At 68.2% G+C, this 22,605-nt stretch carries 20 protein-coding genes; 6 read left to right on the top strand and 14 right to left on the bottom strand.

Annotated elements, in window-relative coordinates; all coding sequences use genetic code 11:
* The first annotated feature begins 55 nt into the window (after positions 1-55).
* Positions 56-814 carry an SDR family NAD(P)-dependent oxidoreductase gene (locus AWQ68_RS07260; protein ID WP_066936527.1) on the top strand — a complete coding sequence of 253 codons (759 nt, stop codon included), beginning with the start codon at positions 56-58 and terminating at the stop codon, positions 812-814.
* On the opposite strand, the gene AWQ68_RS43460 is transcribed toward AWQ68_RS07260, so the two are convergent.
* Positions 801-938 carry a site-specific integrase gene (locus tag AWQ68_RS43460; RefSeq protein WP_169808870.1) on the bottom strand — a complete coding sequence of 46 codons (138 nt, stop codon included), beginning with the start codon at positions 936-938 and terminating at the stop codon, positions 801-803. The genes AWQ68_RS07260 and AWQ68_RS43460 overlap by 14 nt on opposite strands.
* A 355-nt stretch (positions 939-1,293) precedes the next feature.
* On the opposite strand from AWQ68_RS43460, the gene AWQ68_RS07265 reads away from it, so the two are divergent.
* The 3 genes from AWQ68_RS07265 to AWQ68_RS42165 all read left to right on the top strand — a co-directional run bounded on the left by AWQ68_RS07265 (position 1,294) and on the right by AWQ68_RS42165 (position 3,583).
* A complete protein-coding gene (locus tag AWQ68_RS07265; RefSeq protein ID WP_066936530.1) occupies positions 1,294-1,989 on the top strand; it encodes a response regulator transcription factor in 696 nt (231 codons plus the stop codon).
* Positions 1,931-3,088: a sensor histidine kinase gene (locus AWQ68_RS07270; RefSeq protein ID WP_281217596.1), complete on the top strand. Its 1,158-nt coding sequence runs from the start codon at positions 1,931-1,933 to the stop codon at positions 3,086-3,088. Before AWQ68_RS07265 ends, AWQ68_RS07270 begins: the two co-directional genes overlap by 59 nt.
* 345 nt (positions 3,089-3,433) lie before the next feature.
* Positions 3,434-3,583, top strand: a complete 150-nt coding sequence (locus AWQ68_RS42165; protein ID WP_157544987.1) for a hypothetical protein — start codon at positions 3,434-3,436, stop codon at positions 3,581-3,583.
* 49 nt (positions 3,584-3,632) lie between these two features.
* On the opposite strand, the gene AWQ68_RS42170 is transcribed toward AWQ68_RS42165, so the two are convergent.
* Positions 3,633-3,797 carry a hypothetical protein gene (locus AWQ68_RS42170; RefSeq protein ID WP_157544989.1) on the bottom strand — a complete coding sequence of 55 codons (165 nt, stop codon included), beginning with the start codon at positions 3,795-3,797 and terminating at the stop codon, positions 3,633-3,635.
* Between the two features lie 325 nt (positions 3,798-4,122).
* On the opposite strand from AWQ68_RS42170, the gene AWQ68_RS07275 reads away from it, so the two are divergent.
* Positions 4,123-5,172 (top strand): serine hydrolase domain-containing protein, encoded by a 1,050-nt coding sequence (locus AWQ68_RS07275; protein WP_218006792.1) that lies wholly within the window; start codon positions 4,123-4,125, stop codon positions 5,170-5,172.
* Positions 5,173-5,605: 433 nt separating this feature from the next.
* Here the strand turns inward: AWQ68_RS07275 and AWQ68_RS44145 are convergent, their stop codons facing one another.
* From AWQ68_RS44145 to AWQ68_RS46090, 4 genes are all read right to left on the bottom strand, one after another.
* Positions 5,606-5,941 carry an integrase core domain-containing protein gene (locus tag AWQ68_RS44145; protein ID WP_218006793.1) on the bottom strand — a complete coding sequence of 112 codons (336 nt, stop codon included), beginning with the start codon at positions 5,939-5,941 and terminating at the stop codon, positions 5,606-5,608.
* Positions 5,938-6,654 carry a hypothetical protein gene (locus AWQ68_RS07280; RefSeq protein ID WP_218006794.1) on the bottom strand — a complete coding sequence of 239 codons (717 nt, stop codon included), beginning with the start codon at positions 6,652-6,654 and terminating at the stop codon, positions 5,938-5,940. The genes AWQ68_RS44145 and AWQ68_RS07280 overlap by 4 nt, the downstream gene beginning before the upstream one ends.
* Positions 6,655-7,373: 719 nt before the next feature.
* Positions 7,374-7,631, bottom strand: a complete 258-nt coding sequence (locus AWQ68_RS44150) for a transposase (protein WP_373281505.1) — start codon at positions 7,629-7,631, stop codon at positions 7,374-7,376.
* Positions 7,547-7,753 (bottom strand): transposase, encoded by a 207-nt coding sequence (locus AWQ68_RS46090; protein ID WP_218006801.1) that lies wholly within the window; start codon positions 7,751-7,753, stop codon positions 7,547-7,549. Before AWQ68_RS46090 ends, AWQ68_RS44150 begins: the two co-directional genes overlap by 85 nt.
* A 493-nt stretch (positions 7,754-8,246) precedes the next feature.
* Here AWQ68_RS46090 and AWQ68_RS07290 point away from each other — a divergent pair, with 493 nt between their 5' ends.
* Positions 8,247-10,949, top strand: a complete 2,703-nt coding sequence (locus AWQ68_RS07290; protein ID WP_169808871.1) for an ATP-binding protein — start codon at positions 8,247-8,249, stop codon at positions 10,947-10,949.
* Here the strand turns inward: AWQ68_RS07290 and AWQ68_RS07295 are convergent.
* From AWQ68_RS07295 to AWQ68_RS07325, 8 genes are all read right to left on the bottom strand, one after another.
* Entirely contained in the window at positions 10,868-11,989 is a 1,122-nt protein-coding gene (locus AWQ68_RS07295; RefSeq protein ID WP_169808872.1) for a tetratricopeptide repeat protein, read from the bottom strand. The two genes, AWQ68_RS07290 and AWQ68_RS07295, sit on opposite strands and share 82 nt — an antisense overlap.
* Positions 11,990-12,211: 222 nt before the next feature.
* A complete protein-coding gene (locus tag AWQ68_RS42175) occupies positions 12,212-12,364 on the bottom strand; it encodes a hypothetical protein (RefSeq protein ID WP_157544991.1) in 153 nt (50 codons plus the stop codon).
* Positions 12,365-12,544: 180 nt separating this feature from the next.
* Entirely contained in the window at positions 12,545-13,849 is a 1,305-nt protein-coding gene (locus tag AWQ68_RS07300) for an MFS transporter (RefSeq protein ID WP_157544992.1), read from the bottom strand.
* A 398-nt stretch (positions 13,850-14,247) separates the two neighbouring features.
* The gene (locus AWQ68_RS07305; protein ID WP_169808873.1) at positions 14,248-14,877 is read right to left on the bottom strand and encodes a hypothetical protein; all 630 of its coding nucleotides are present in this window, start codon (positions 14,875-14,877) and stop codon (positions 14,248-14,250) included.
* A 382-nt stretch (positions 14,878-15,259) separates the two neighbouring features.
* Positions 15,260-16,552, bottom strand: a complete 1,293-nt coding sequence (locus AWQ68_RS40550; protein WP_245655784.1) for a trypsin-like serine peptidase — start codon at positions 16,550-16,552, stop codon at positions 15,260-15,262.
* Positions 16,553-17,131: 579 nt separating this feature from the next.
* Positions 17,132-19,708 carry a class III lanthionine synthetase LanKC gene (gene lanKC, locus AWQ68_RS07315; RefSeq protein ID WP_084463723.1) on the bottom strand — a complete coding sequence of 859 codons (2,577 nt, stop codon included), beginning with the start codon at positions 19,706-19,708 and terminating at the stop codon, positions 17,132-17,134.
* Positions 19,684-21,423 carry a cytochrome P450 gene (locus tag AWQ68_RS07320; protein ID WP_169808874.1) on the bottom strand — a complete coding sequence of 580 codons (1,740 nt, stop codon included), beginning with the start codon at positions 21,421-21,423 and terminating at the stop codon, positions 19,684-19,686. Before AWQ68_RS07320 ends, lanKC begins: the two co-directional genes overlap by 25 nt.
* A 293-nt stretch (positions 21,424-21,716) precedes the next feature.
* The gene (locus AWQ68_RS07325; protein ID WP_066936554.1) at positions 21,717-22,301 is read right to left on the bottom strand and encodes a hypothetical protein; all 585 of its coding nucleotides are present in this window, start codon (positions 22,299-22,301) and stop codon (positions 21,717-21,719) included.
* Between the last annotated feature and the right edge of the window lie 304 nt (positions 22,302-22,605).

Genomic DNA, 22,605 nt, shown 5'->3' on the forward strand with positions numbered 1-22,605 from the left:
GTGCTCCGGGCCCAGCCGACTCCACTGGTACCACCTCTCTCCGAAAGGTCTCTCCATGTCTTCCCGTCTGGACTCCAAGGTCTTCGTCGTCACCGGCGGCTCCTCCGGCATCGGCCTCGCCGTCGCGCGGCGACTCGCGTCGGAAGGCGCCGCCGTCGTCATCGGCGCCCGTCGCAAGGACATCGGTGAAGGGGCTGCCGAGAGCATCCGGGCCACGGGTGGCCGGGCGCTCTTCGTTCCCGCCGATGTCTCCGTCGAGGCCGACGCCGCCGCGCTGGTCGCGGCAGCGCTCTCCGAATTCGGCAGCCTGGACGGGGCGTTCAACAACGCCGGCTCTGTCAACACCTCCGGCCCGGTGTCCAGTATCGACGGCGCCGCCTGGAACGCCGAGATCGCACAGAACGTCACCAGCGTCTTCAACTGCCTCAAGCACCAGATACCGGAGGTGCTCAAGACCCGTGGGGCGATCGTCAACAATGCCTCCAACATGGGGGTCGTCGCGCTGCCCGGCGTCGCCCCATACGTCGCCGCCAAGCACGCGGTCGTGGGCCTGACCCGGGCCACCGCGCTCGAAGTGGCCGAACAGGGCGTGCGTGTCAACGCCATCACCACCGGCGGCGTCGACACGCCGCTGGCCCGCACCTCGATGCTGACCAGCGACGAGGCTGTCGCGCAGATCTCGGCAATGCACCCGGTGAACCGCATCGCCCGGCCCGAGGAGATCGCCCCGTTCGTGGCGTTCCTGCTGAGCGACGACGCCTCGTTCATCACCGGCGCAGCCCTCGCGATCGACGGTGGATTCACAACCCGCTGACCAGGCGCGTGGTGTCGAGGCGGCGGTGGCCCATCAACTGGGCGACCACGACGACGTCGACGCCGGAGTGCAGCAGGTTGGTGCCGAAGGGTGTGCGCGGAGGCGAATGGCTTGCCCGCCTCATCGATCAGGTCGGCGTCGGAGGCGAGTTCGTCGAGGAGCTGGTCGATGGCGCGGGCGGTTAGCCGGCCGCCGCGGCGGTTGAGGAACAGCGCCGGTGTGTCGGCGCCGTGCGAGCTGGTGCGGTCTTTCTTCCAGGCGCTCAGTGTGTGGCGGGCGGTGGGGTCAGTAGCGGGATCTCGCGGGAGTCCTCGCCCTTTCCGGCGCGGACGAGCACCTTGCCCTTGCGGGCCGACAGCGGGACGTCTTCGACGTCGAGGGCGCTGGGGTTGTCAAGCGTTCTAGCTGGTGAGCGCCTTGCAGGCCGTTAAGGCATGTTGCATATGTCGGCGATATGCCATGCGGCTTAGGCTTCGGGCATGCGCGTGTTGATCGTCGAGGACGAGCCCTACCTGGCCGAAGCCGTCCGTGACGGTCTCCGGCTGGAAGCGATCGCCGCCGACATCGCCGGCGACGGCAACACCGCTCTGGAACTGCTCGGCATCAACTCCTACGACCTCGCGGTCCTGGACCGCGACATCCCCGGCCCCTCCGGCGACGAGATCGCCCGGCGAATCGTCGCCTCCGGCGGCGGCATCCCGATCCTCATGCTCACCGCTGCCGACCGGATCGACGACAAGGCTTCGGGGTTCGAGCTCGGCGCCGATGACTACCTCACCAAACCGTTCGAGCTTCGAGAGCTCGTCATGCGGCTGCGGGCGCTGGACCGCAGACGCGCGCACGCCCGGCCCCCGGTCAGCGAGATCGCGGGCCTGCGGCTGGATCCCTTCCGCCGGGAGGTCTTCCGCGACGGACGCTACGTCGCGCTCACCCGCAAGCAGTTCGCCGTGCTCGAAGTCCTCGTCGCCGCCGAAGGCGGTGTCGTCAGCGCCGAAGAACTCTTGGAGCGGGCCTGGGACGCCAACGCCGACCCCTTCACCAACGCCGTCCGCATCACCGTCTCCGCCCTGCGCAAACGACTCGGCGAACCATGGCTCATCGCCACGGTGCCCGGCGTTGGCTACCGGATCGACACCGGCATCGACCCCGCCCACCCTGGCAGCGCTCATGAATAGACGCCCAGGCCTCAGCGCCCGACTGAAACTCACCATCAGCTACGCCGGATTCCTCCTCCTCGCCAGCGCTCTCCTGCTGGCCGTGGTGTGGCTGTACCTGCTGCGCTACGTACCCGACAGTCCCAAGGGACTTCTCCAGGTCGCACCTAACCGCTACCTCCTCAAGCGCATGTTCGCCCCCGCCGCGGCCACAGCACTGGCCTTCCTTCTCATGTTCGGCCTCCTGGGAGGATGGATCCTCGCCGGCCGGATGCTCGCACCACTCACACGGATCGCAGACGCGGCACGGATGGCCGCGAACGGATCACTGTCCCACCGGATCCACTTGGAAGGCACCAAAGACGAATTCCGCGAACTCGCCGACGTGTTCGACACCATGCTCGAACAACTCGAATCCCACGTCGGCGAACAGCAGAGGTTCGCCGCGAACGCCTCCCACGAACTGCGCACCCCGCTGGCGATCTCGAAGACACTCCTCGATCTCGCCCGCAACGGCCCCACGCGGGACCAGAGCGAACTCATCGAACGCCTCCACACTGCCAACACGCGGGCGATCGACCTCACCGAGGCCCTCCTGCTGCTCAGCCGCGCCGACCGCAGGAGCTTCACCTGCGAGGTGGTCGACCTGTCCCTCATCGCCGAAGAAGCCACCGAAACACTGCTTCCCCTCGCCGAAAAGCGCCAGATCACGCTCGACGTCACCGGCGAGAAGGCACAGACCCTCGGCTCCGCGGCGCTCATCCTGCGGATGGTGACCAACCTCGTCCAGAACGCCATCGTCCACAACCTGCCCTCCGGCGGCACCGTAACGGTCCACACCGAATCGCAGCACGACGCGAGCGTGCTGCGGGTCGAGAACACGGGCCATCGGGTCCCAGCGGAACTCCTACCGACCCTCACCGAACCCTTCCAACGCGGAACAGAACGCACACGCACCGACGAACATGCCGGGGTCGGCCTCGGGCTGGCCATCGTGCACAGCATCGTCCGAGCACACGACGGGACCCTCGACCTCGCACCCCGCCCCACCGGCGGTCTCCTCGTCACGATTCGACTTTCCGGCACGCCGCAGGCATCGTCCCCGAGCGGGGCCCACTAGATCGCTGATCGGCTCCGCGAGGGAGACTTCGCCGGTGGCGTAACGGCGGCGGATCGTCCGCTGCGCGGATTCGGGGAGTTTGGGCTGCTTGCTTGAGCTTGCCCTGGCGCTTGGCCAGGGCCATGCCCTCGCCGATGCGCAGGTGCCCCAGGTTGGCCTCGAACTCAAAGCGACCATGGCCAGGGTTCGCAGGAATAGGCGGCCGAACGGCCCGTCGACTCCTTCAGGGACTCCAGCGGCAACTGTTCTGTGGCCCTCCGCCATCCACTTAGGCGGACCCGTCTAGACCTTCCGGTGGATGCGCGTCCCGCCGCCGCGGTTCCTAGGCGTTCACGGTGGGGGCAGGTGGGCGGGCATGACGGCGAACTCGTCCTGCAAGCCCCGGCACCCGTCGTCGCCCGCATGCTCGGCTACCACAACGAGAGCGTCGCCGGCATCGCCGCTCAAGCTGCCGGCCCCTGGAGCCACTACGCCTCGGTCGACCACACACGGTGAGCGAATACACCCGCTACCCAAGGAATACACGCCAGACAGTTACGAGACTTCACCAGTTCTGGACCCGGATGTTCACCGACGAGTCGTCCAGCACCTGCAGTAACCGGGCTGTCACGATCACCAGCGGTAGGACCATCGCACTGCCGGCCTGCGCCAGTTCCTTGATGCCGGGGATCCGGTGTATCGCGGGCGTATCGAAAATCGCATACGCCACCGCAACAGTCTTCCGTCTTCAGTGGAGGCACGGGGACCACATGGGTGGGTGATCGGCTGCCGACAGCGGTCGCCGGTAGACCTGCAACGGTCGATTTGTCGATCAGGAAAGGACCGTGATCATGGACTCGGATTCCGTACGTGCTATCAGTCGGCGGCGGCTGCTCGGGTGGGGCGGGTTGGCGGCCGCCGGCGTGGTGGCGGTCGGCGCGCCGCTGGTGGGCGCCCGATCCGGGGATGTCGTAGCTGCGGGACTGCACCGTCGGGCCCCAACCGACCCCGACATCCCACCAGACACCCGTCCCGGCGGAGCCTACGACCGGTACGTGGCGAAGCTGGCCGCCGAGGGCAAGTTCTCCGGCGTGGTGCTGTTGTCGCACAAGGGCCGGACGGTGCTGTCCCGCGGCTACGGCATGGCCGACAAGGAGAAGGGGATCCGCAATCACGAAGGCATCGCGTTCAGCCTCAGCTCGGCGGGCAAGCCGTTCGGCGCGGTGGCCATCTTGCAGCTGGCACAGCAGGGCAAGCTGAGCCTGTCGGACACGGTGGGCACCCACCTGAAGGGCTACGCCAAGGACATCGCCGAGCAGGTGACCATCCACCACCTGCTCTCCGGCACCTCCGGGTTGAACACACCGGATGAGGACGTGCAACGCATCTTCCAGAGCCGGAAAGAGGCGCACGAGTATTACGAGCAGTGGGCCCGGCAGTCGAAGGTGGAGGCCCCGCCCGGCACTCCCACCGGCCACTCCGGCGCCGATATCGCCATCCCCGCGCAGATCGTGGAGGCCGTGACCGGCACGACGTACTGGGACTACGTCCAGGAGAACATCTTCAAGCGCTGCGGCATGACCGGCTCGGCGTTCTACACCAGGCCGCAGTGGCTCACCGACGAGCACATCGCGCACCCGTACATGACGCTGGCCGACGGCAGCCAGGTGGACGCGGTCCGCAATCTGGACAAGGGCAGCCCGAACCCGGGCGTACTAGGCAAGAACCCGGGCCGCAGCTTCATCGATGCCCCCGGGGACGGTGGCTTCGCCACCGCGCCGGATCTGGTCCGGTTCGCGCACGCGCTGGGCGACGGCACGGTGCTGGACCGGCCCTACGCCGAGTTGCTCACCGGGGCCAAGATCCCCCACAGCGGTTCGTCGTTCGGGGCCTATGACATGCCGGTCCATATCGTCAACGGCCAGTGGGTGTTTGGGCGCGGCGGTGGCAACCCCGGTGTCAGCGCCAACTGGAACATCTATCCGTACACCGGCTGGGTCGGGGTAGTCCTCGGCAACTGCGACGGCCTGCCGCTGCAGGAGATCACTGAGCGGGAGATGCAGGCCATCACCGGGGCTTCGCCCGGCGACGGGGGTGGCGGCTGAAACGGTCCGGCGGCAGACACGGAGAGAAAGGATCTCCTCCACGAGCCGTCAACGAAGTCGAAGGGCGACAACTCGGCGAGCACGCGCCGTTTGGTCAACCGCAGACCGAGTACGGCCGTGGGGGCGGCCGCGCAAGAAGCGGGGCGGCTGCCCCCGGTAGGCCAGATGGCCGGCCGCGCACGACCTGGTGCGCCGGAAGTTCACTGCGGTCGCGCCGGACCTGTGGTGCGGCGACGTGGCCGCCCGGGCCACCTACCGGGACCAGGCCGCAGGGCCGGGTGTAAGCAGGAAGCATGCGCCTGGGGCAGCTGTTACCGCACCGGCATCGCTCGTGGCAGGCCAGCGACGCCCTGCTGGCGTTTCCGCTCGGCTTGATCGCGGTCATCGTGGTGGTCGACCTGCTGACCCTGTGGGTGCCAAGAACTCGGCCACCTTATGCGACCTGCGCGTATTCGTGGATCAGCCCGCCGAGGCGGTCACGTCGGATGACCTTGATGTCGTCCTCGACCGGGTCGGGAAGGGCTCGTAGCGGAGCGGCCTGGCCCAGGGAGCGATGTGGGCGATGCTCGTTGAAGTGGGTCTCGTAGATGGCCAGCACGCGTCGTAAGTGGCGGGCGTCAACGATGAGGATCCGATCGAGGAGTTCTCGGCGCACGCCACCGATCCAGCGTTCGGCGAAAGCGTTGGCCCGCGGAGCGCGAGGTGGTGTCTTGATGATGCGGATGCCCTCGGCCGTGAAGACTTCGTCGAACATCGCGGTGAACTTCAAATCCCGATCGCAAATGAGGAACCTGAACCCCTCCGCCCTGTCCCCAGCTCGATCATCAAGTTCCTGGCTTGCTGCGCAACCCACGACCCGGTCGGATGCTCGGTGACGCCGAGGATGTGCACGCGGCGGGTGCTGAGCTCCATGACGACCAGGCAATACAGGCGTTTGAACGGCACGGTGTCGCAGTGGAAGAAGTCGCATGCCAAGATCCCCGTAGCTTGAGCGCGCAGGAACTCACTCCAGGTCCCGCACGTCGCGGCGCTGGGTCGATGCCAGCCTTCTTCAAGATGAGCCACACTGTGGAGGCTCCCACCCGGCAGCCCAGAGCCGGCGATCCGCCGGTAGCCCCACAGCGGATTCTCCCGGGCCAGACGAAGTACCAAGGTCCGGATGGAGACACGGGTGGGAGACCGACCCTGGCTACGGCGTTTGAATGTCCAGCGCCGCCGTGCCAGATCGGCGTGCCAGCGCAGCAGCGTACCTGGCGTCACGAACACCTGCCGACGACCGGTTGGAGACAGCAGGCGCGCCAGCGCGCTGATCACCGCTCGGTCCGCCCACGACGGCCGAGGCCTTGCCACCTGCCGCCGCAACACCGCGAGCTGATGGCGCAGGACCAGAATCTCCGCGTCCTTCGACCGCTGCGAACGACCCAGCAGCACCAGCCAACCCGCGAGCCGGACGAAGATCAGATAAACCAGCCGCAGCGCCATGAACAGCGATCATGCCCGCCAGAACTGAAATCCCAAACCCCAGGCCAGCACCAACGGCCGAGTTTCGGGCACCCACAGGGTCCATCTCTTAGCAGCGACCCTGAGGATTTGTCTTCCACCCCTAGCCGCCCCCTAAGTATTTGTCTCTTGAGGGTTCTAACGGCGTTGCACCGGGCCAGGAAATCCCGATGCCAGGGTTGATAGAAGCATGGCGGCCACGCTATTAGCGGCATTCCGTCGGAAAATAGAGTATCCACTACTCAACTACAGCACGCTTCGCCGCCTTCCGTAGCCTCGATCTTCCGTGATCTCCGTATGGTGGGCTGCGCCTCGTTTTCGCGACCCTCGTGCAGCTTGTCGGCCCGGCTGCCGCACCGGGTGGGCGGGGTTCCACGGGCCCGCGAATGTCCTTTCCTGATCGTGTCGATGGGATTGCCCTGGTCAGGTCGGTGCCTGAAACGCTTGGAGCCGGACGATGCCCGTGCTGATCTGGAACGCCCAGGGCCGGCGTCCGGCGATGCGCAGGCACAGACGTCTGCCGCCGCGGACCAGGCGTCCGCCGACAGAGAACAAGCGCAGCCGCAGGCGCTCGGGCCTCATAACGGCGAGCTGGGCCGTCGAACGCGAGCACTGCATCAACATCGGCAGCTGGCAGGCCAGCACGACAAGCTCTCACCGGATTTGATCGTCGGGTAGATGGCCGCGACAGTTGCCAGCAGTTACCGGACGACGGTGCCGTCGGACACGCTGGCGGCGGTGACCAGTACTGCGAGCAGCAGTCCGAGGGTGTGGGTGACGATGCTGCGCTTGCGGCCGAGGATCTTCTTGCCCGCGTCGATGCCCTGGGTGGTGGCGGGGACGTTGGCCGAGGTCTTGACGCTCTGGGAGTCGATCACGCACGCGGTCGGCTCGGGGTTATGGCCCTCGACCGGCGGACTGATCGCCGCAGCATGCCACCGAGTTGGGTGTTCTGCCAGTGGACGAAGTAGCCATACGCCGTGGCGCACGGCGGGCAGTCATGGGGCAGGTAGCGCCAGGGGATCCCGGTGCGGTCGACATAGAGGATGGCGTTGAGGGATGCTACGCAGGTCGTGTACAGGAGGGCCGCCGAGGCTCAGGCCTTTGCTTCTGCGTTCGGGCGCCGGGCGGCCAGCACGGGCTCGACGAGCCTCCAGCGGGCGTCGGACAGGTCGCTGGGGCAGGGGCGCTGTTCGGTCATGACCGTCGCGTAGCGCTACGCGGGGGCTGCGCCCAGATACGTGGAGGCCAGGTCACGCAATTGGGGCGTGGCGGTCACGTGCCGCAGTGCGGGCATAGTGGGCATAGTGGGCGTTTCATGATCAAGCAGAGGAATGAGCCTATAAGGGAATTCGGGTGCGCCTCGCCCGGACCAAAGGGAACGCTTTCAACACCAATCACGACTTATAGTCATGCACGGCATCGTATGTGTACAGATATCCGGCTTGTCGATTTGTTCATCCTTCACCACAATCTCGACCGATGAGGCTTCGTCTGCATCACGGCTCGAAGTTCTGCAGAAACCGGTAGCGGCCGTTGACCCGACCGTCCGCGTGATCTCTTCGGGGGCTCCCATGCAAGACCCGTGGCCCATGGTGGGGCGGGACAAGGAAATCGACAAGTTCAAGAAGGCTCTCCTACAACCCGGCTGTCAAGCCTTCCTTGTGACCGGCGCTCCCGGTGTAGGCAGGACGCGGCTGGCTGACGAGTGCCTGCTGTGGGCCGCCGGTGACGGCAGGCCGGTGGCCAGGGCGATCGCGACCCGGGAGACCGCGAGCCTGCCCCTGGGCGCACTGGCGCACCTGCTGGCCCTTCCGCCGGCTGGGATCAGAACCGGCGCCGTGACCGACACCGCCATACTGTCGGACGCGATCGGCCTATTCTCCAGGGCCCGGGAAGCGCTAGGCCCGAGGAGGGGCAACCAGCGCCTGGTACTGTTCGTCGACGATCTGAACCTGCTCGACGCGGTGTCACTGGCCTTGTTGGGGCAGCTCATGGAGGCCGGTGACATCTTCCTGCTGGCCACCTTTCCCACGAGCGAGCCGCTCCCCGATGTGTTGCACCGGATGTGGACAGCCGACCGCGCGGTATGGGTTGAGTTGTCCAGCCTGACCGGCAGGGACGCCAAGGTTCTGCTGACTCTCGCGCTGGGAAGCCCGGTCACCGCCGACACCGCCGCCGCGCTGTGGAGCGTCAGTCGTGGGAATGTGCTGTACCTGCGGGAGTTGGTTCTCGGCGCGATGGAGAGCGGTGCCCTTGGCTCGCACGAGGGAGTATGGCGACTGGGGTGCGAACCTCTGCCGACAAGCCGCCTTCAGGAGCTGGTTGCGGACCGGATCCGAACGCTGGATCCTCCGGCACAGGCCGTGCTCGAACACCTGGCGGTCTGCGGACCCGCCGGCGCCTCCGCTTTGACCGCGCTCGCGCCCGTGGAGGTGCTTGAACGTCTGGAACGATCCGGCCTCGTCCAGGTCCGGGCAGACGGGCGACGCAGACCGGTGGCGCTTGCCCATCCCCTGTACGCCCAGGCGATCCGGGACGGGCTTCCACAGCTCACGGTCGACCGCATACTGGGCGCCCAGATCGCGCAGGTGTCTGAGCTGGGAGCGCGTCGGCTGGACGACACGGTGAAGATGGCGATCTGGCAGCTCGAAGGCGGCGGCCAGGCTGATCCCGACCTTCTCGTACGGGCGGCGCGGCTGAGCAGGAGCGCCAACGACTTCCCTCGGGTCGAACGGCTGGCCCGCGCCGCGCTGACGACGGCCGGTCCGGAACTGGCCGTCGAGGCGGCCACACTGCTGGGCGAGGCGCTGGGCCACCTCGGTCGGATCGGTGAGGCGGAGGAGGTTTTCGCGCTCACGGACGGCGCAAGGGCCGCCGACGGCGGCGGTCAGCCGGTCGCCCCGCTGCGAGCGCTGAATCTGACATGGGGCTCGGAGCATCCGGACCAGGCTCTGGCCGTCATCGACCGCGCCCGTCATGTCCTCGAGGGACAGCTCGCCGACGAGCTGGACGCGGTCTCCTCATTGGTGCTGACGCTGTCCCACCGGCCGCGCGAGGCCTATCACGCTCTGGCGGCGGAGCGGGACGGCTTCACGGCGCCGCCAAGTCGCATCGGCTCGCTCGCGCGGGTCGCCGTGCTCGCGGCGCTCGGCCGGACCCGGGAGGCCGTCGACGCCTCGGACGCAACGCCCGAGACCGGTTCGCCGAACGCCGGCCTCGACCTGGGCGTGCATCCGGTCTTCCACGTATACGCCCGGGTCATGGCCCTCTACTCGGCCGGTCTGCTCACGGAGGCGATCTCCACGGCGGAGCGCGGGCTAGAGCAGGCGATCATGGACAACGTCGTTACCACGCACGCGGCCTTCAGCACCCTATTGGGACGCTGCCACCTGACGGCCGGCCGCCCCCGCACGGCCATCCGATGGTTCCGCGAGACTGCGGCCATCGCCCGTACGCACGGCCTCACAGAGCAGCTCCGGCTCGCGTACGCGGGACTGGCGATGGCGCACGCCTTCCTGGGCGACGCGCAGGCGAGCCGCGACGCCGTCTTCGACATGGGCCCCCTCGATGAGGCCGCGGAAAGGCAGGGCCTGCCGCCCCAGGCGTACGCCTGGCACCTCGCCGTCAACGGTGAGAGGAAGCAGGCGATCGACCGGCTGCTCGCCGCGTCCGCCGACGTGGAGGCACGCGGGGAGCTGGTGCTGTACTCGACGCTCCTGCACGACGTCGCCAGGCTGGGAGAGCCGGAGCGCGTGGCCGACCGGTTGGCGGAGCTGGCCGGAGCGGTCGACAGCCCGATGGTGACCGCGCGCGCCTGGTACGCGGCCGGCTCGGCACGCCTCGACCCGGTTGTTCTCGATCGGGCGTGCACGGAGTTCGGGTCGCTCGGCGCCTGGCTGTACGCGGCGGAGGCGGCGGCACAGGCTCAGCGCCACAGCGCCGGCACGCGCGAGCGGGCGGCGAGGGCGGTGCGCATCACCGGACTGCTGCGTAGGTGCGAAAGCGCGCGCACACCGGCACTGCTGGGCGTGCACACGCCCGCTCCGCTGAGCCTCAGGGAGCGGGACGTCTGCCTGCTGGCCGCCCAGGGGCTGTCCAGCCGTGAGATCGCCGCCAGGCTGGTTCTGTCCGTGCGGACCGTCGACAACTATCTGCAACGGGCCTACGCGAAGCTCGGCATCTCCCGCCGCGGTCAGCTCACCGAGGCGCTCGAACTCGACCCGGGTTCGGAGACCGCGGGAGTGCGAGCCGACATCAGGCCGGACAGGGCCTGATCGCACAGGAGCAGCGTCGGATGGTCGGCCGCCACACTCCGCCTTAGGACCAGTGCCGCACGGCCGTACATCGCCGTAGCACCGCCCGCGTCGCCGGCCTCGTGGCATATGCGGGCGAGGTTGCAGAGCGTTCCCGCCAGCTCCGGATGCTCCGCCCCGTGCACCCGCTCCTTGATCGACAGGCTCCTGGTCAGTGCCTCGGCCGCGTTCCGGACCCTCCCGGCCGCGTACTCCGCCGTGCCGAGATTGTGCAGGACCACCGCCACCTCGTAGTGCTCGGGGCCGTACGTCCGCTCGAACACCGCCAGGACCGCGCGAAGCAGCTCGGCGGCCTCCTCATGGCGGCCTCGCGCGAGAACGATCGCCGCGAGCGCGCCGCGGTCGGCCGCGGTGACGGGATGGTCGGCGCCCAGGGCGCGTTCCCGGATGGCGACCGCGCGCCGGGCGGCCGGCTCGGCCGCCGGGAGGTCGCCCCGCGCGTGCGCCAGGCCGCTGAGGTTGTGGTGCACGGTGGCCATCTCCGGATGGTCCGGGCCCAGTACCCGCTCCAGCACCTCCCGGGCCCGCTCGTAGAGCGCCGCAGCCTCGTCGAACCGGCCGGCGTACCGCAGGGTCATCCCGAGCTCGTTGCAAGGTCCGGCGACGTCCATCCCGTCGCGTCCAAACACCGACTCGGCCAGGGCCAGAGCCGCCCGCAACCGACCCTCGGCGAGGGAGTAGTCGCCGCCGGCACGCGACAGGGCTCCGAGCGCGGTCAGGGCATGGACGCGCAGCCGTGCTCCGCTTTCCTCGGGAACAACCGCCGCCGTCTCCGCGGCTGCGCGCAGCAGGCCGGCGGCGACCTCCGGATCGCCCGCGTCCTGGGCGACCAGGCCGCGGATCAGGAGCACGTTCGCGCGACCGAGCGGGCCGGGATCCCGCTCGCCCACACGCGCCCGCGCGAGGTCCGCGAGGCGCACGGCATAGGCATGATCTCCGCTCGCCCTCCGGTCCAGGCACTCGGCGAGGAGCGCCGACAAGTCGCAAGGCAAGCCCTTCACGTGGCCGGCCGTTCCCTCTGGAATCGGCGAGGCTGCAGATGTCATGGCACCCGCTCCATCCCGGTGGTGGCGTCACGGTCCGCCCTTGCACCGTCTCCCCACATCGCCGGCCTTCGCGACATCCGACCGATCCCTCCCTCTGTTCCCGCCGCCGCGGTCGGCGCCATGCCCAGCGGGGTCACGACGCCGGCCGCGAACTCCGCTACCTCAGACGGCCGCGGCCTACTTCAGGACGATCTCCACGTGATTGGTCGCCAGCGCCGGCAGGACGACCTCGGTGTGGTTGGGGACGATCGCCGGCAGGACGACCTCCACGTGGTTGGTCGCGAGCGCCGGCAGGATGACTTCGGCGCCGGACCTGCTCTCGATGCTCATGCTTCGCTCCTTCATGCGGGCACGCCCGGCAGCCGGACGTGCTGGGACATCGACACCAATGAACAGGCACCATGCCGCGGAGAGCTAGAGCACCGGTTACTCCATTTGGCGCCTCGAGAGGGCGGCAGCCGGCGCCGATCACCTCTGCCCGCTGGCTCGGCGCGAGGGTGGACAGGTAACTCACGCCGCCGCGTCCCGCTCGACCGCCGCGGCCTCCCCGGCCCGTACGCGGGGAACGGCGTCAACGAGGTTGACGTGGTCGGGCAGCCGGCGCGCGAGCCGGGCGGCGGCGACGGCGGCGAGCCCGCAGGCGGCGGCCAGCCCAGCCAGCAGGCCGACGCCGTGGCCACCCTGCAGAGCCGCGCCCGCGATGACAGGACCGAGCAGGAAACCGCACGTGTAGGCCAGGGTCGAGCCCGCGTTGTAACGGCCGCGCAGGCATTCCGGAGCCAGATCGTTCACGATCGCCGGCAAAGTGGGCGACAGCATCGTCTCCCCCACGCCGAAGGCCGCCGTGGCGAGGACGATGAGGGCCGTGCCGAGCGCGTGCCCGAAATGCCCGGCCAGCAGCACCAGAATCCAGGTCAGGCTCCACGCGACCGCCGTACCGGCGATCCCGCTGGTCCGCCGCCGGCCGCGGAGGAGACGCACCGCGACAATCTGGAAGCCGACGACTGCGAGCATGTTGACGGCGTAGGCCAGGCTCAGTACTCCGGGCGCTACCCCGGCCGCTCCGGTCGCGTACGAGGGAAGGGCGGCCGTGAACTGACCGTAGCCCACGGTGACCAGGAGCGCGGTGAGCAGCCACAACCGGCGGAACACCGGATCACGGACGACCGCGAGATAACCGCCCGGCTCACGGCCGGCCGCGCCCACCCGCTCCCCTTCCGCCAGCGGAATCGGGGCGGCGACGCTCCCCCGGACGGCGGCCAGCACGGGGATCGCCAGCAGGAAGCTCGCCGCGTCCAGTTCGTACAGCAGTATGAACGACGATGGATCGCGGCTGTTCACGAGCGACGAGGCGACGACCGCGCCGATCGCGAACCCCAGGTTCATCGTCGCGTACCGCACGGCGAAGGCAGAGGATCGATGTTCAGGCTCCGCGACGCGAGCCAGCAGCGCGTCCTGGGCCGGCCAGACGACGGCCGCGCCCAGCCCGGTCAATGCCGCGGAACCGTATGCCTGCCACGCGGCATGCGTCCCCACCAGCGCGAGTGCGCCGCCCGCCGCGAGCACCAGCCCGGCGACGACCGCGGGGCGGGCGCCGATCCGGTCGCTCAGCCAACCACCGAGCGGATTGCCCACCAGGCTCCCCACCGCGACCGTCGAGGCGGCGACGCCTGCCGCCCACAGACTCAGACCCCGCGCGCTGTGCAGATAGACGACGAGGAACGGCAGGGTCATCCCGGTGCCGACCGCCGACAACATGTCGGCACTGATGACCACCCACGCGTCCCGCGTCAGGCCCAGCGACACCACTCGCACCCGACGACCTCCCGTTCCCGTTCCGAGCCGGTTCGCGCCGACTCCGCCGCCGGAGCCGCGCGGACACCGGTGGCCATGCCCGACATTCCGTTTCGTCGGGATCAGGGCACACGCTCGAGGCGACCGGGACGGCGCCGGATCGATTCGCGGTTGTCGACGGTGGCGGAGCCGGGGCTGTCCCGGACGCTCGATTGGATCAGTGTCATCGGCCGTGCCGAAGAGGCATAGAGCAATCACTACTCTCCCCGACTCCGCCGTCCACGGAAAGCACGGGAAGTCCTCAGGGGAGGTGCAGGCTGGCGTGCCCAAGGACAGGAGTACGGAAGATCCAGTTCCACAGAGCGCGGCGGCGGATTGGGGTGCATTATCTACGGTTGCCGTTGGCACGGCTCTGCTCGTCAACGCAAATTGTTCAGATTCTCGAAGACAGCAGCGTCAAGCGCGCGCTGGCTGGCTGACGGCTCCCAATCCTCCGGGTCGTTCGGACCGGGCAACTCGTACCATAGATCGAAGAACGCGTCCGCCTTTTCAATGAGAACCTTGTACTCGTCGTCCTGTGGGTCGACAAAGCGTGATATGCCGGGCGCGATGCACAAGCACGCCAGAGTGTATCTGTCACCCCACAGATAGTTGCGAATCACTGCGAACCCTTCGTCGCCATCTTCCATGTAACTTGCCAGCGCACGAACAGTTGCAAGGAAGAAGACATAGTCGTCGACACCCTCCCCCAATCCAAGGTTCGATAGGAGCAACGTGCCGGACTCGTCGTTATAGGAAAACCGAGGACAACCAAGGGGGATGGTGAGTAAGGAGCGCATGAGCGTTCGGTAGCAGGCATCTGCGAGCCGGCCATCCACCCCGGCGAGAAGCCGGCTCCGCTCAGCGGGGCCCTTGGACCACCAGCAGCGATCGAACAACGTGTCCCAATCTGACCACGAAGACGCTGCCACCGCCTCCGACTCCAAGTAGTCCAGCAGTCGCGGTCGAGTGATCGAAATCTGGACCATCGCCGAATTCGGTTCCGACATGCCCGTTCCTTTCGCACAAGTGAGGTCGACCGGCAGGGCCCGCCACTCGGTCCCGTACCGGGCCACATACCCGATCGCGTCCAGCACCGCCCACTCGGCATCGGACAGGTCCGACGGATATGACGGCTTCCGGTCTCTTTAGGGACGATGATGCGGATCTGCAGCGGAGACGGCCCAGCGGATGATGGACGTCGAGGTCGAGCAGATCTGCGGCACCGGATTCGGGCAGGTCGGCGCCGAACGGGTCAACAAACGAGTAGCGGTGCCGGAACTTTCTCGGAAAACCGTAAAGGCCCGGCCGGAGGCTGGGCCCTTACGTAGATAAACCGTCAGAGCGGCTCATCCGGAAGAAACCTGGACAAAGTTCAGAGACGCGCCTTGTTCACGAAGAAACGCGGGGACGGGAAAGCGTCGGGGACGGGGTCGGAGTCGAACTCGGGTGCGGGATCGCGGGCGACTCGAACGGGATCGCGATGGAGCCGGACCAGAGGTTCTTGGCCGCGCTGTAGACGCCGTAGGTCTCGCCGTCGAAGTACGGGGAGACGCTGGTGTCGTAGCGGTTGTTGCCGTCGGTGTCGGAGACGCCGATGGTCACGCCGTTCAGGTAGCCCAGACGACGGCCGTTGTTGTACTTGAGCAGCCAGGCCGAGCCGAGGGCTCCCTCGCCCGTGAAGGAGGACTTGACAGCCTGGAGCTCCTCCGCCTTGATCGCCGAGGCGGTCGCGGCGAAGGTCTTGCCATAGCTCCACTTGAGGGTCTTGCCGGTGTAGGCGTAGTTGCCGTCGGGGTGCGACCCGCTCGGGTAGCCGAACACGAAGACCGGCTTGCCGATCTTCTGGTTGTAGGCCAGACCCTGGCCACCCACGTTGTCACCAAGCCGGCCGACGTCGACGAACTTCCAGACGAAGTAGTGCCACTTGCCGTCCCGCTGGAGCTGCCTGCAGTAGTGCTTCGCGTCCTGGTACTCCCGGGGGAACTTCTCGAAGGTCTCCTTGGAGACCTCGTACCATTCGCCGGGAGCCGTCCAAGGGTCGGACAGGCCGTCGTGACCGATGCCGAGGCCGTTGTACACGGTGACGAACGCGTAGTCGCGGTCGCCGTCCTCGTACACGTCGTAGTCGTAGTGCGTGAAGGCCTGCTTGCCGACGTAGATGCCCCACGGGGTCTTGCCCTGGTAGTAACCCGGTACGAAGACCCAGTTGTTCAGCGTGGCCGCGTTGCTCTCCGTGTCGTAGACACAGTGGCCGGCCGTGGCCACCAGGTTGCGGTACTGCGCCTGCACCGAGGTGGCGGTGCACCAGTGCGGCTTGTCGTCGGCGCCGGTGAAGAAGACCTTGCCCGTGGTCTTGGGCAGGTTGACGTTCTTTGACTTCGCGGCCGTCTTCTTCTCGTCGCCGATGGCGGGAACGACACCGGGCTTGCTGTCCGGGGCCGGGCCGCCCTTGGAGACAAGCTTGGCCACGACCTTGGTCTCGACGTTGTACGGCGTCGCGTTGATCAGGTTCGCGTATTGGTTGTTATACCAGTACGCGACCGTGGCCCACGCGGCGATGCCGTTCGTCGCCAGGGCGTCGCTGGCGACGTCGTGAGGGGTGGCCTGAGCCGGGGCGGCGAGGCCCACGGCCAGGATGCCGGCGGTGGCGACGATGCCACCGAAGGCGGTGGTGCGCTTCAAGGGAACTCCTTGGTCTGTCGTGGAACGTCGCATACGCCCCATACGTCAGGAAAGGGATATCGCGGCGCGTCATGGGCTCCCGCGACGAGACCAGCGTGATCGGTAAGAACAGAAGGGACTAGAGCAACGACTGCTCCATCTGCGACCTTCGCTTCTGGGAGGCCGATCCGACTTTGGCGGAGTCGATTGATGCCGATCCGAGCATCGGACGGTGACCGGACACGCGCCGGCGAAACAAGCATCAGGTAATGCCCCGGTCCCCTCGGGCAGGGCTCGGCCGAGACCGCGTGCTCCTTCGTGATGCCGGACCAGGGGGCCAGGATCACGTCCGGGCTGAGTTCGACGATCGTGTCGCCACCGCCTCATGGATCCACGACAGCTCGAACTCGCGGCCCACCCCTCTTCCGGCGGACCCGCACGCCGCACACCGCGATCATCACGCGCGGCTGCGAAGATCCACTTATGTATCGGACCTCAGCAGGTCCCCGCGTACGACGTGACATGGCTGTAGCACGCGGAGCCGCTCGTGTCCTGGGAGACGTTGAGGCCCTGCAACTGGAGCACATAAGCCACGGTTCTTCACCTCCTTCCCGCGACGTCGGCTGCGGGAGACCGCAGATCGAGGAGAGGCGCGATCGACGTGGTGTGGCCGAACGCGATGCTCAGGGCGCTGAGGACTCCCGCCCCGCCTGTCTCCATGTCCATGGACAGCCGTAGCAACTGGTTGCCGGGGAAGGCCAGATGGCCCTGGTAGGACAGGGCGTGCCAGGCGAGCCGGCGCACGTGGTCCTGGGTCACGGGCAGGTCCTCGGGCAGGCCCAGCAGGTGAAGAGCGGCGATGGTGCCTGCACGTCCCATGAACAGGAATGGATGGCGGATGAACGGAGCCCGGCATGCCCACCGGGCTCCGTCGATGACGCTCGCGAAACCGGGTTCGTCCCGCCGGGACAGGTACCGAGACAGGACCAATGCCAGGCCGATGCTTCCGGTGCCGAGATAGGCGAGGTAGCGCCCTCCCTCCCGCAGCTGGAATGTGCCATCGGGCAGCATTTCGCCCCGGTCGATCTCGCGGCGCAGCGCCAGCCGGGCCAGATCGAGGTAGCGGCTCTCGTGGGTGGTCTCGTGCAGGCGGAGGAAATAGAACGCCACCCCGGTCAGGCCGTATTGGAAGCCGGGCCTGCCCTCGGAGACGAACACTCGCGATGTGCCGTCCTCGAGTTCCCCGGCCAGCCGCTCGCCGATGTCGAGGGCCTCGGTCCGGAGAGCCTCCTCTCCCGTGACCTCCGCGAAGTGCAGCAGGTTGAGGCCCGCTCCCGCCAGCCCGCCGTGGATACCGGGAGTCGCGAGACCGTCACGCGATGTGCGTGCCCGGTCCAGGGCGTCGAGGGCGTCATCGCGGCGGCCGAGTGATTCCAACGTCACCGCCACACCGTGCAACCCGTCGAACAGGCCGGGCCGCGGGGCGGGGAACCGGCGTGCGGACGCGACGAGCCAGTCCACGTACTCGTCCGGCACGGGGGCGTCGACCTGGTGCAGTGCCCAGAGCACCCCCGCGGCGCCGTTGGCCACCGAGAACCCGCCGGTGAGGAACTGCCGGGGATCCCCGGGGAAGAGCCGGTCATCCCGGTGAGGGGTCGCGCTCGCCATGATGCCGGCCACGAGCGAGTCGCGGATCGCGGGCCACTCGAGGTTCTCGGCCGCGAACATCGACGCTGGCCGGTCCGTGTCCAGGGGTCCCCGGTGCTCGGTGAACGTGCGGATCATTCGCGGGCCGAAGGCCGGCGGCACGGGGAAGTGCTCGGTGACGACGCCGGTGAGACTGGCCAGCTTGACCGGATCCCGATCCTGCAGCGGGGTGATGGGGAGGAACATCCATTGGCGCAAGCAGTTCATCAGGTAGTCGTCGGCCGCTCGTCCGGACAGATGCGGCGGCGCGGAGAAACCCGGGGCGCCGAGACCAGGAGATCGTACGTCCGCCAGGTCGGTGGCGATCTCGAAGTCGATCAGAGCGACGCGTCCGTCCGGGCGGACGATGACGTTCCCGGGGTGGAGATCGTTGAACCGCACGCCCCTGGCGTGGACGGCCATGAGGGCGTGGTCGACCTTGGCCAGGACCTCGGTCGCCCACCGCGTGTACTCCGCCAGCGCCGCCTCCGTCTGGTCGGGGCCGGCCAGCGGGTAGCGGGAGAAGACTTCCTCCATCAAGGTGATGCCCTCGATGTACTCCTCGACGAGGAAATGGTGCTCCCAGATCACCAGGTAGTCGAGCACCTCGGGGACGCAGTCGAGGCCGCTCAGCCGCTCCAGGATCTCGCGCTCGCGGCCCAGCCTGGTCACCGCGTCGACCCCGTGGCGATCCACCCCCGCGTGCGGCCGTGCTTCGGACAACACCACGTACCCGTCGGCGGACAGGGCACGGGCGAGGTAGACCCCGCCTCCGTTGGAGAAATGCAGCGCCCTTTCGATCTGGTAGGGGAACTCCTCCGGGCCGCGCGACTGGCGCCGGGCGAGCGACTCGCGCAGCACCTCCGGGACGCGGACCCATTCCGGCACGGTGAACACCGGGGACCGATGGTCCGGCACCAGTCGCCCGCCGGGTTCCCGCAGGGCGTACACCACCTCGCCCTCAGAGGTGACGCAGGTCATGGGCCGGAACGCCCCGTAGCGCACGTAGACCGGCGAATCCTCGTACCTGAGATCGCTGAGGACGTACGGGCCGGTGTGGCCGCGCACGACCTCGGCCAGGGCGGGCAGCACATCCGTCAGCTCGCTGTCGTCCACCGGGTACAGCGTCAGGAGCTTGCCGCTGCTCCCCCGATCGGCGTACTTGCCGTTGAGCAGCCGCATCGCGGCTCTGCTCCTGATGAACTTGACCGCGAGGTTCCGGGCGACGGAGAAATCCACGACCAGGTCGCAGACGGTCCGCGCCTCGGCGTCGGCCGCCGAGACGTGGATCTTCCAGCCCTGCTCGGGAAGTGTGACGGCGGGCGGACGCAGGACGATCCAGATGCCCTTCTCCTCCCGGCGCCACCCTGCGGGCGGACGCCTGCGTGCCGCCGGGAAGCGGCTGTCGAGGTCCCTCAGATGCGAGGGTGTCTCGAAGAACACCGGGTCTGCCTGGCAGAAGGCCATCAACCGCGTGAGGGAGTCGTCCATGGAGGCTCTTGAGTAGTCGTTTCCAGGCGGAGGCGGTCCTGACGTGACGCGTCCCGCCGGCGACGCGCATCCGGCTCGAGCACGACCGGCAGTCCGAGCAGATACCGCACCCGGCTCTGCCGGAAATGCAGGCTCGCGAAGCCGCGGGCGAAATCCATGCGCGGGAAGCGCGTCGCGAGCGTCCCAATGGCGATCTGCGCCTGGGCGCGGGCCAGCGCCGCTCCGAGGCAGTAGTGGTGGCCGTACCCGAAGGAGAGGTGGGGATTGACCACGCGGCCGACGTCGAGCACGTCCGGATCGGCGAAGACCGACGGATCCCGATTTGCCGCCACGAGCGAGGCGGCGACGAGGTCGCCCTCCGGGATACGCCTGCCTCCGACCTCGATCCGGCCACTCGTGTGACGGGCGAGACCGACGGGGAACGGTGTCACGAACCGCAGCAACTCCTCGACCGCCGGGACGAGCAGTCCGGGGTCCTGCACGAGCCGTGTCCACTGGTCCCGGTCACGCAGCAGCGCGGCGACGCCATTCGCCAACAGCGTCGTCGGCGCCCGGTGTCCACCCACCATCAGCAACCGGGCGGCGGCGACGAGAGCTTCCGCGTCGAGCCGCTTTCCCGCGGCCTCGACGACCCAGCCGAGCAGGTCGTCGCTGGGGCGAGCCTTCCTGAGCTCGATCAGGTCACGCAGGTAGTCGTCGATGTCCGAATGCGCACCGGGCGGCGCGGCCCGCATCCTCTCCACGAGCCACTCGTGGATGTAGCCGCGGTCCCGCCGCGGAACGCCGAGCAACTCGCACAGGACGATTACCGGCAGGGGAAGCGCGAACCTCGCGATCAGATCGATCTCCTCATGCCGAGGGAGCGCGTCCAGCAGCGCGTCAGCCTCGCGCTGCATCCGCGGTCGTAGCACCTCGACCCTTTTCGGCGTGAGGTACCGGCCGACCATCCGGCGAAGCCGTACGTGCTCGCCGCCGTCGATCGTGATGAGGTCCCGCTCCCCCTTGTGCGGGAAGGCCGGAGACTGGAGCCGGAATCCCGGCGTGATCGCGACGTCCGCGACCAGTCCCGGATCTGCGAGGGTCGCGGTGGCCGCCCTGTGGCCGGTGAGAACCCAGGACGTGGCCACGCCCGCCGCATCGATCCGGTGGACCGGACCGGCCTCCCTCATCCGCCCGAGTACGCCGGAATCGTTGAGAAGAACCGGGGTGAGTGTCCGTAGGCGCGCCGGCGGAGGAGCGTGCCGATCCATCCGCGGGTCGATCCGCCTGGCCAGCTCCTTCAGGAAGGAGACGACCGTCGCGACCATCATGCTCGGCGCGGCAGCGGAAAACGTCAGCGCCGACCCGTACGGATCCACAACGGAAACCACCTGTGCGCCGCTGACGCCCTCTGGGTCCATGGCCACCACCGCGGCCACCCGCTCGGGATGACGGTCCGCGAGCTCCAGAGCCGCTCGTCCGACTTCGCCGTACCCCAGGAGCACGGCTCGGTCCGGGCTGTCGGGAGCCGCAAGCACATCGCCGACCCGCTCGACGCATCCGGCCAGGTCCCCCGCGGGCACATCGGCGAGATGAACCCGCCACCCACTGCCCGCGAGCTCATCCTCCAGACGGCCGCTTCCGGCTCCCCGGTTGAGAATCACCACGGCCCGGCTGAGCTTCTCATCCTCGATAGCCGTGGCGGACAGCGCCTCGATCGCATCGCCGGCAATCATCATCCCCCCTTGACCCGGGGGCGATTCGATCACGACGTCTTGCGATCCGCTTGCAGTCGACTTACATCGAGCCGTGGGGACATTCCTGGACCCACGACCACGGGCCGACGGCGAGGCGCCGGCGTGTGAACGGCTCCGGCTTTCGTGAGGCCGCCATCGAAGCCGGAGCGGCACATTACGACGAGGCCGACGCGTCCCGACTTCACCGCTCGGTCCGCCTGCGACTCGCAGCAGGCGGGATGACCGAAGCCCGCGGCTCCCCCTTGGCATGGCGGGAGCCGCGACCCTGGTCGCTACCAGGAGAACTGGACGCTGTAATCCCCGCCGTCCTCCTGGAACACCATCGGGCTCGGCGTCGTGCCGACGCCGTATTTCCGGTAGTTCGCACCCAGGATGTCGTCGCCCCCGGGCCCGCCGGCCAGCACGTCGTCCACCTGCCGGCGGAGTTCGTCGCGCATCGCGGCCCAGTTCGACGTCCAGTAGTTCAGCTGGTAGGTGTTGTGCATGGCCGTGCGGATGTACGCCAGGTCGGTGGAGTCGATGTCCCGGCCCTCGTCCTGCTCGACCATCACCGTGGCCGTGAACACCGTGCTGGCGTTGCTCGACGTGATCGTCTTGGACAGGTTGTAGGTCTTCCCGGAGTACACATCGAGGCCCGGGTCGACCAGGACGGTCGTCGTGTCGGTCGGATTGCTGGTACTCGCTACGAAGACCACGAAGTAGGGCTTGTCCGGATCCCACGTGTCACTGGTTTCGTTGCACTTGATCTGCGTCAACCGCAGCGACCCGGCCGCGTTCGCGGGCGTCGCGGACAGCGTTAGACCCAGTGCGGCCAGCGCCGCCACCCCGAGCCGAACAAACGGCGTGAATCTCGGCATGAACGTCCTCCGTTCTCGAATGTGGACCGGCAGGAAGCGCCTTCTGGTCGACCACGTCGCTCTCCCGCCTCGGTGAGGCTCACTGACGCACCAGCGTGGGTCACGGGGAGAAAACGGCCTAGAGTAGCTGTTGCTTCAATAGCCCCTTCGCTGACTTCGGTGCGGTGCCGCACGATGGCGAAGGTGGACTCGAAGCTCTCTTGTCAACTTGTGGCGGGTGGAACTGGCCGTGGGCGTCGCCCGTTCGCGTCGCCGCGCCGCATGCGCCCGGTGATCCCGTGGAGAGCAACGCACAGCGGGCCGC

It is taken from the genome of Microtetraspora fusca (assembly GCF_001570365.1).
Taxonomy (GTDB): domain Bacteria; phylum Actinomycetota; class Actinomycetes; order Streptosporangiales; family Streptosporangiaceae; genus Microtetraspora; species Microtetraspora fusca.

What these genes read in the sequence shown, in the direction of transcription:
- AWQ68_RS43460 (WP_169808870.1), bottom strand. Translation starts at nt 938, where the DNA reads ATGAGGCGGGCAAGCCATTCGCCTCCGCGCACACCCTTCGGCACCAAC.
- AWQ68_RS07320 (WP_169808874.1), bottom strand. Translation starts at nt 21,423, where the DNA reads ATGATTGCCGGCGATGCGATCGAGGCGCTGTCCGCCACGGCTATCGAG.
- AWQ68_RS42175 (WP_157544991.1), bottom strand. Translation starts at nt 12,364, where the DNA reads ATGAGCATCGAGAGCAGGTCCGGCGCCGAAGTCATCCTGCCGGCGCTC.
- AWQ68_RS07290 (WP_169808871.1), top strand. Translation starts at nt 8,247, where the DNA reads ATGCAAGACCCGTGGCCCATGGTGGGGCGGGACAAGGAAATCGACAAG.
- AWQ68_RS07305 (WP_169808873.1), bottom strand. Translation starts at nt 14,877, where the DNA reads ATGTCGGAACCGAATTCGGCGATGGTCCAGATTTCGATCACTCGACCG.
- AWQ68_RS07280 (WP_218006794.1), bottom strand. Translation starts at nt 6,654, where the DNA reads ATGGCGCTGCGGCTGGTTTATCTGATCTTCGTCCGGCTCGCGGGTTGG.
- AWQ68_RS07260 (WP_066936527.1), top strand. Translation starts at nt 56, where the DNA reads ATGTCTTCCCGTCTGGACTCCAAGGTCTTCGTCGTCACCGGCGGCTCC.
- AWQ68_RS07325 (WP_066936554.1), bottom strand. Translation starts at nt 22,301, where the DNA reads ATGCCGAGATTCACGCCGTTTGTTCGGCTCGGGGTGGCGGCGCTGGCC.
- AWQ68_RS07265 (WP_066936530.1), top strand. Translation starts at nt 1,294, where the DNA reads ATGCGCGTGTTGATCGTCGAGGACGAGCCCTACCTGGCCGAAGCCGTC.
- lanKC (WP_084463723.1), bottom strand. Translation starts at nt 19,708, where the DNA reads ATGGACGACTCCCTCACGCGGTTGATGGCCTTCTGCCAGGCAGACCCG.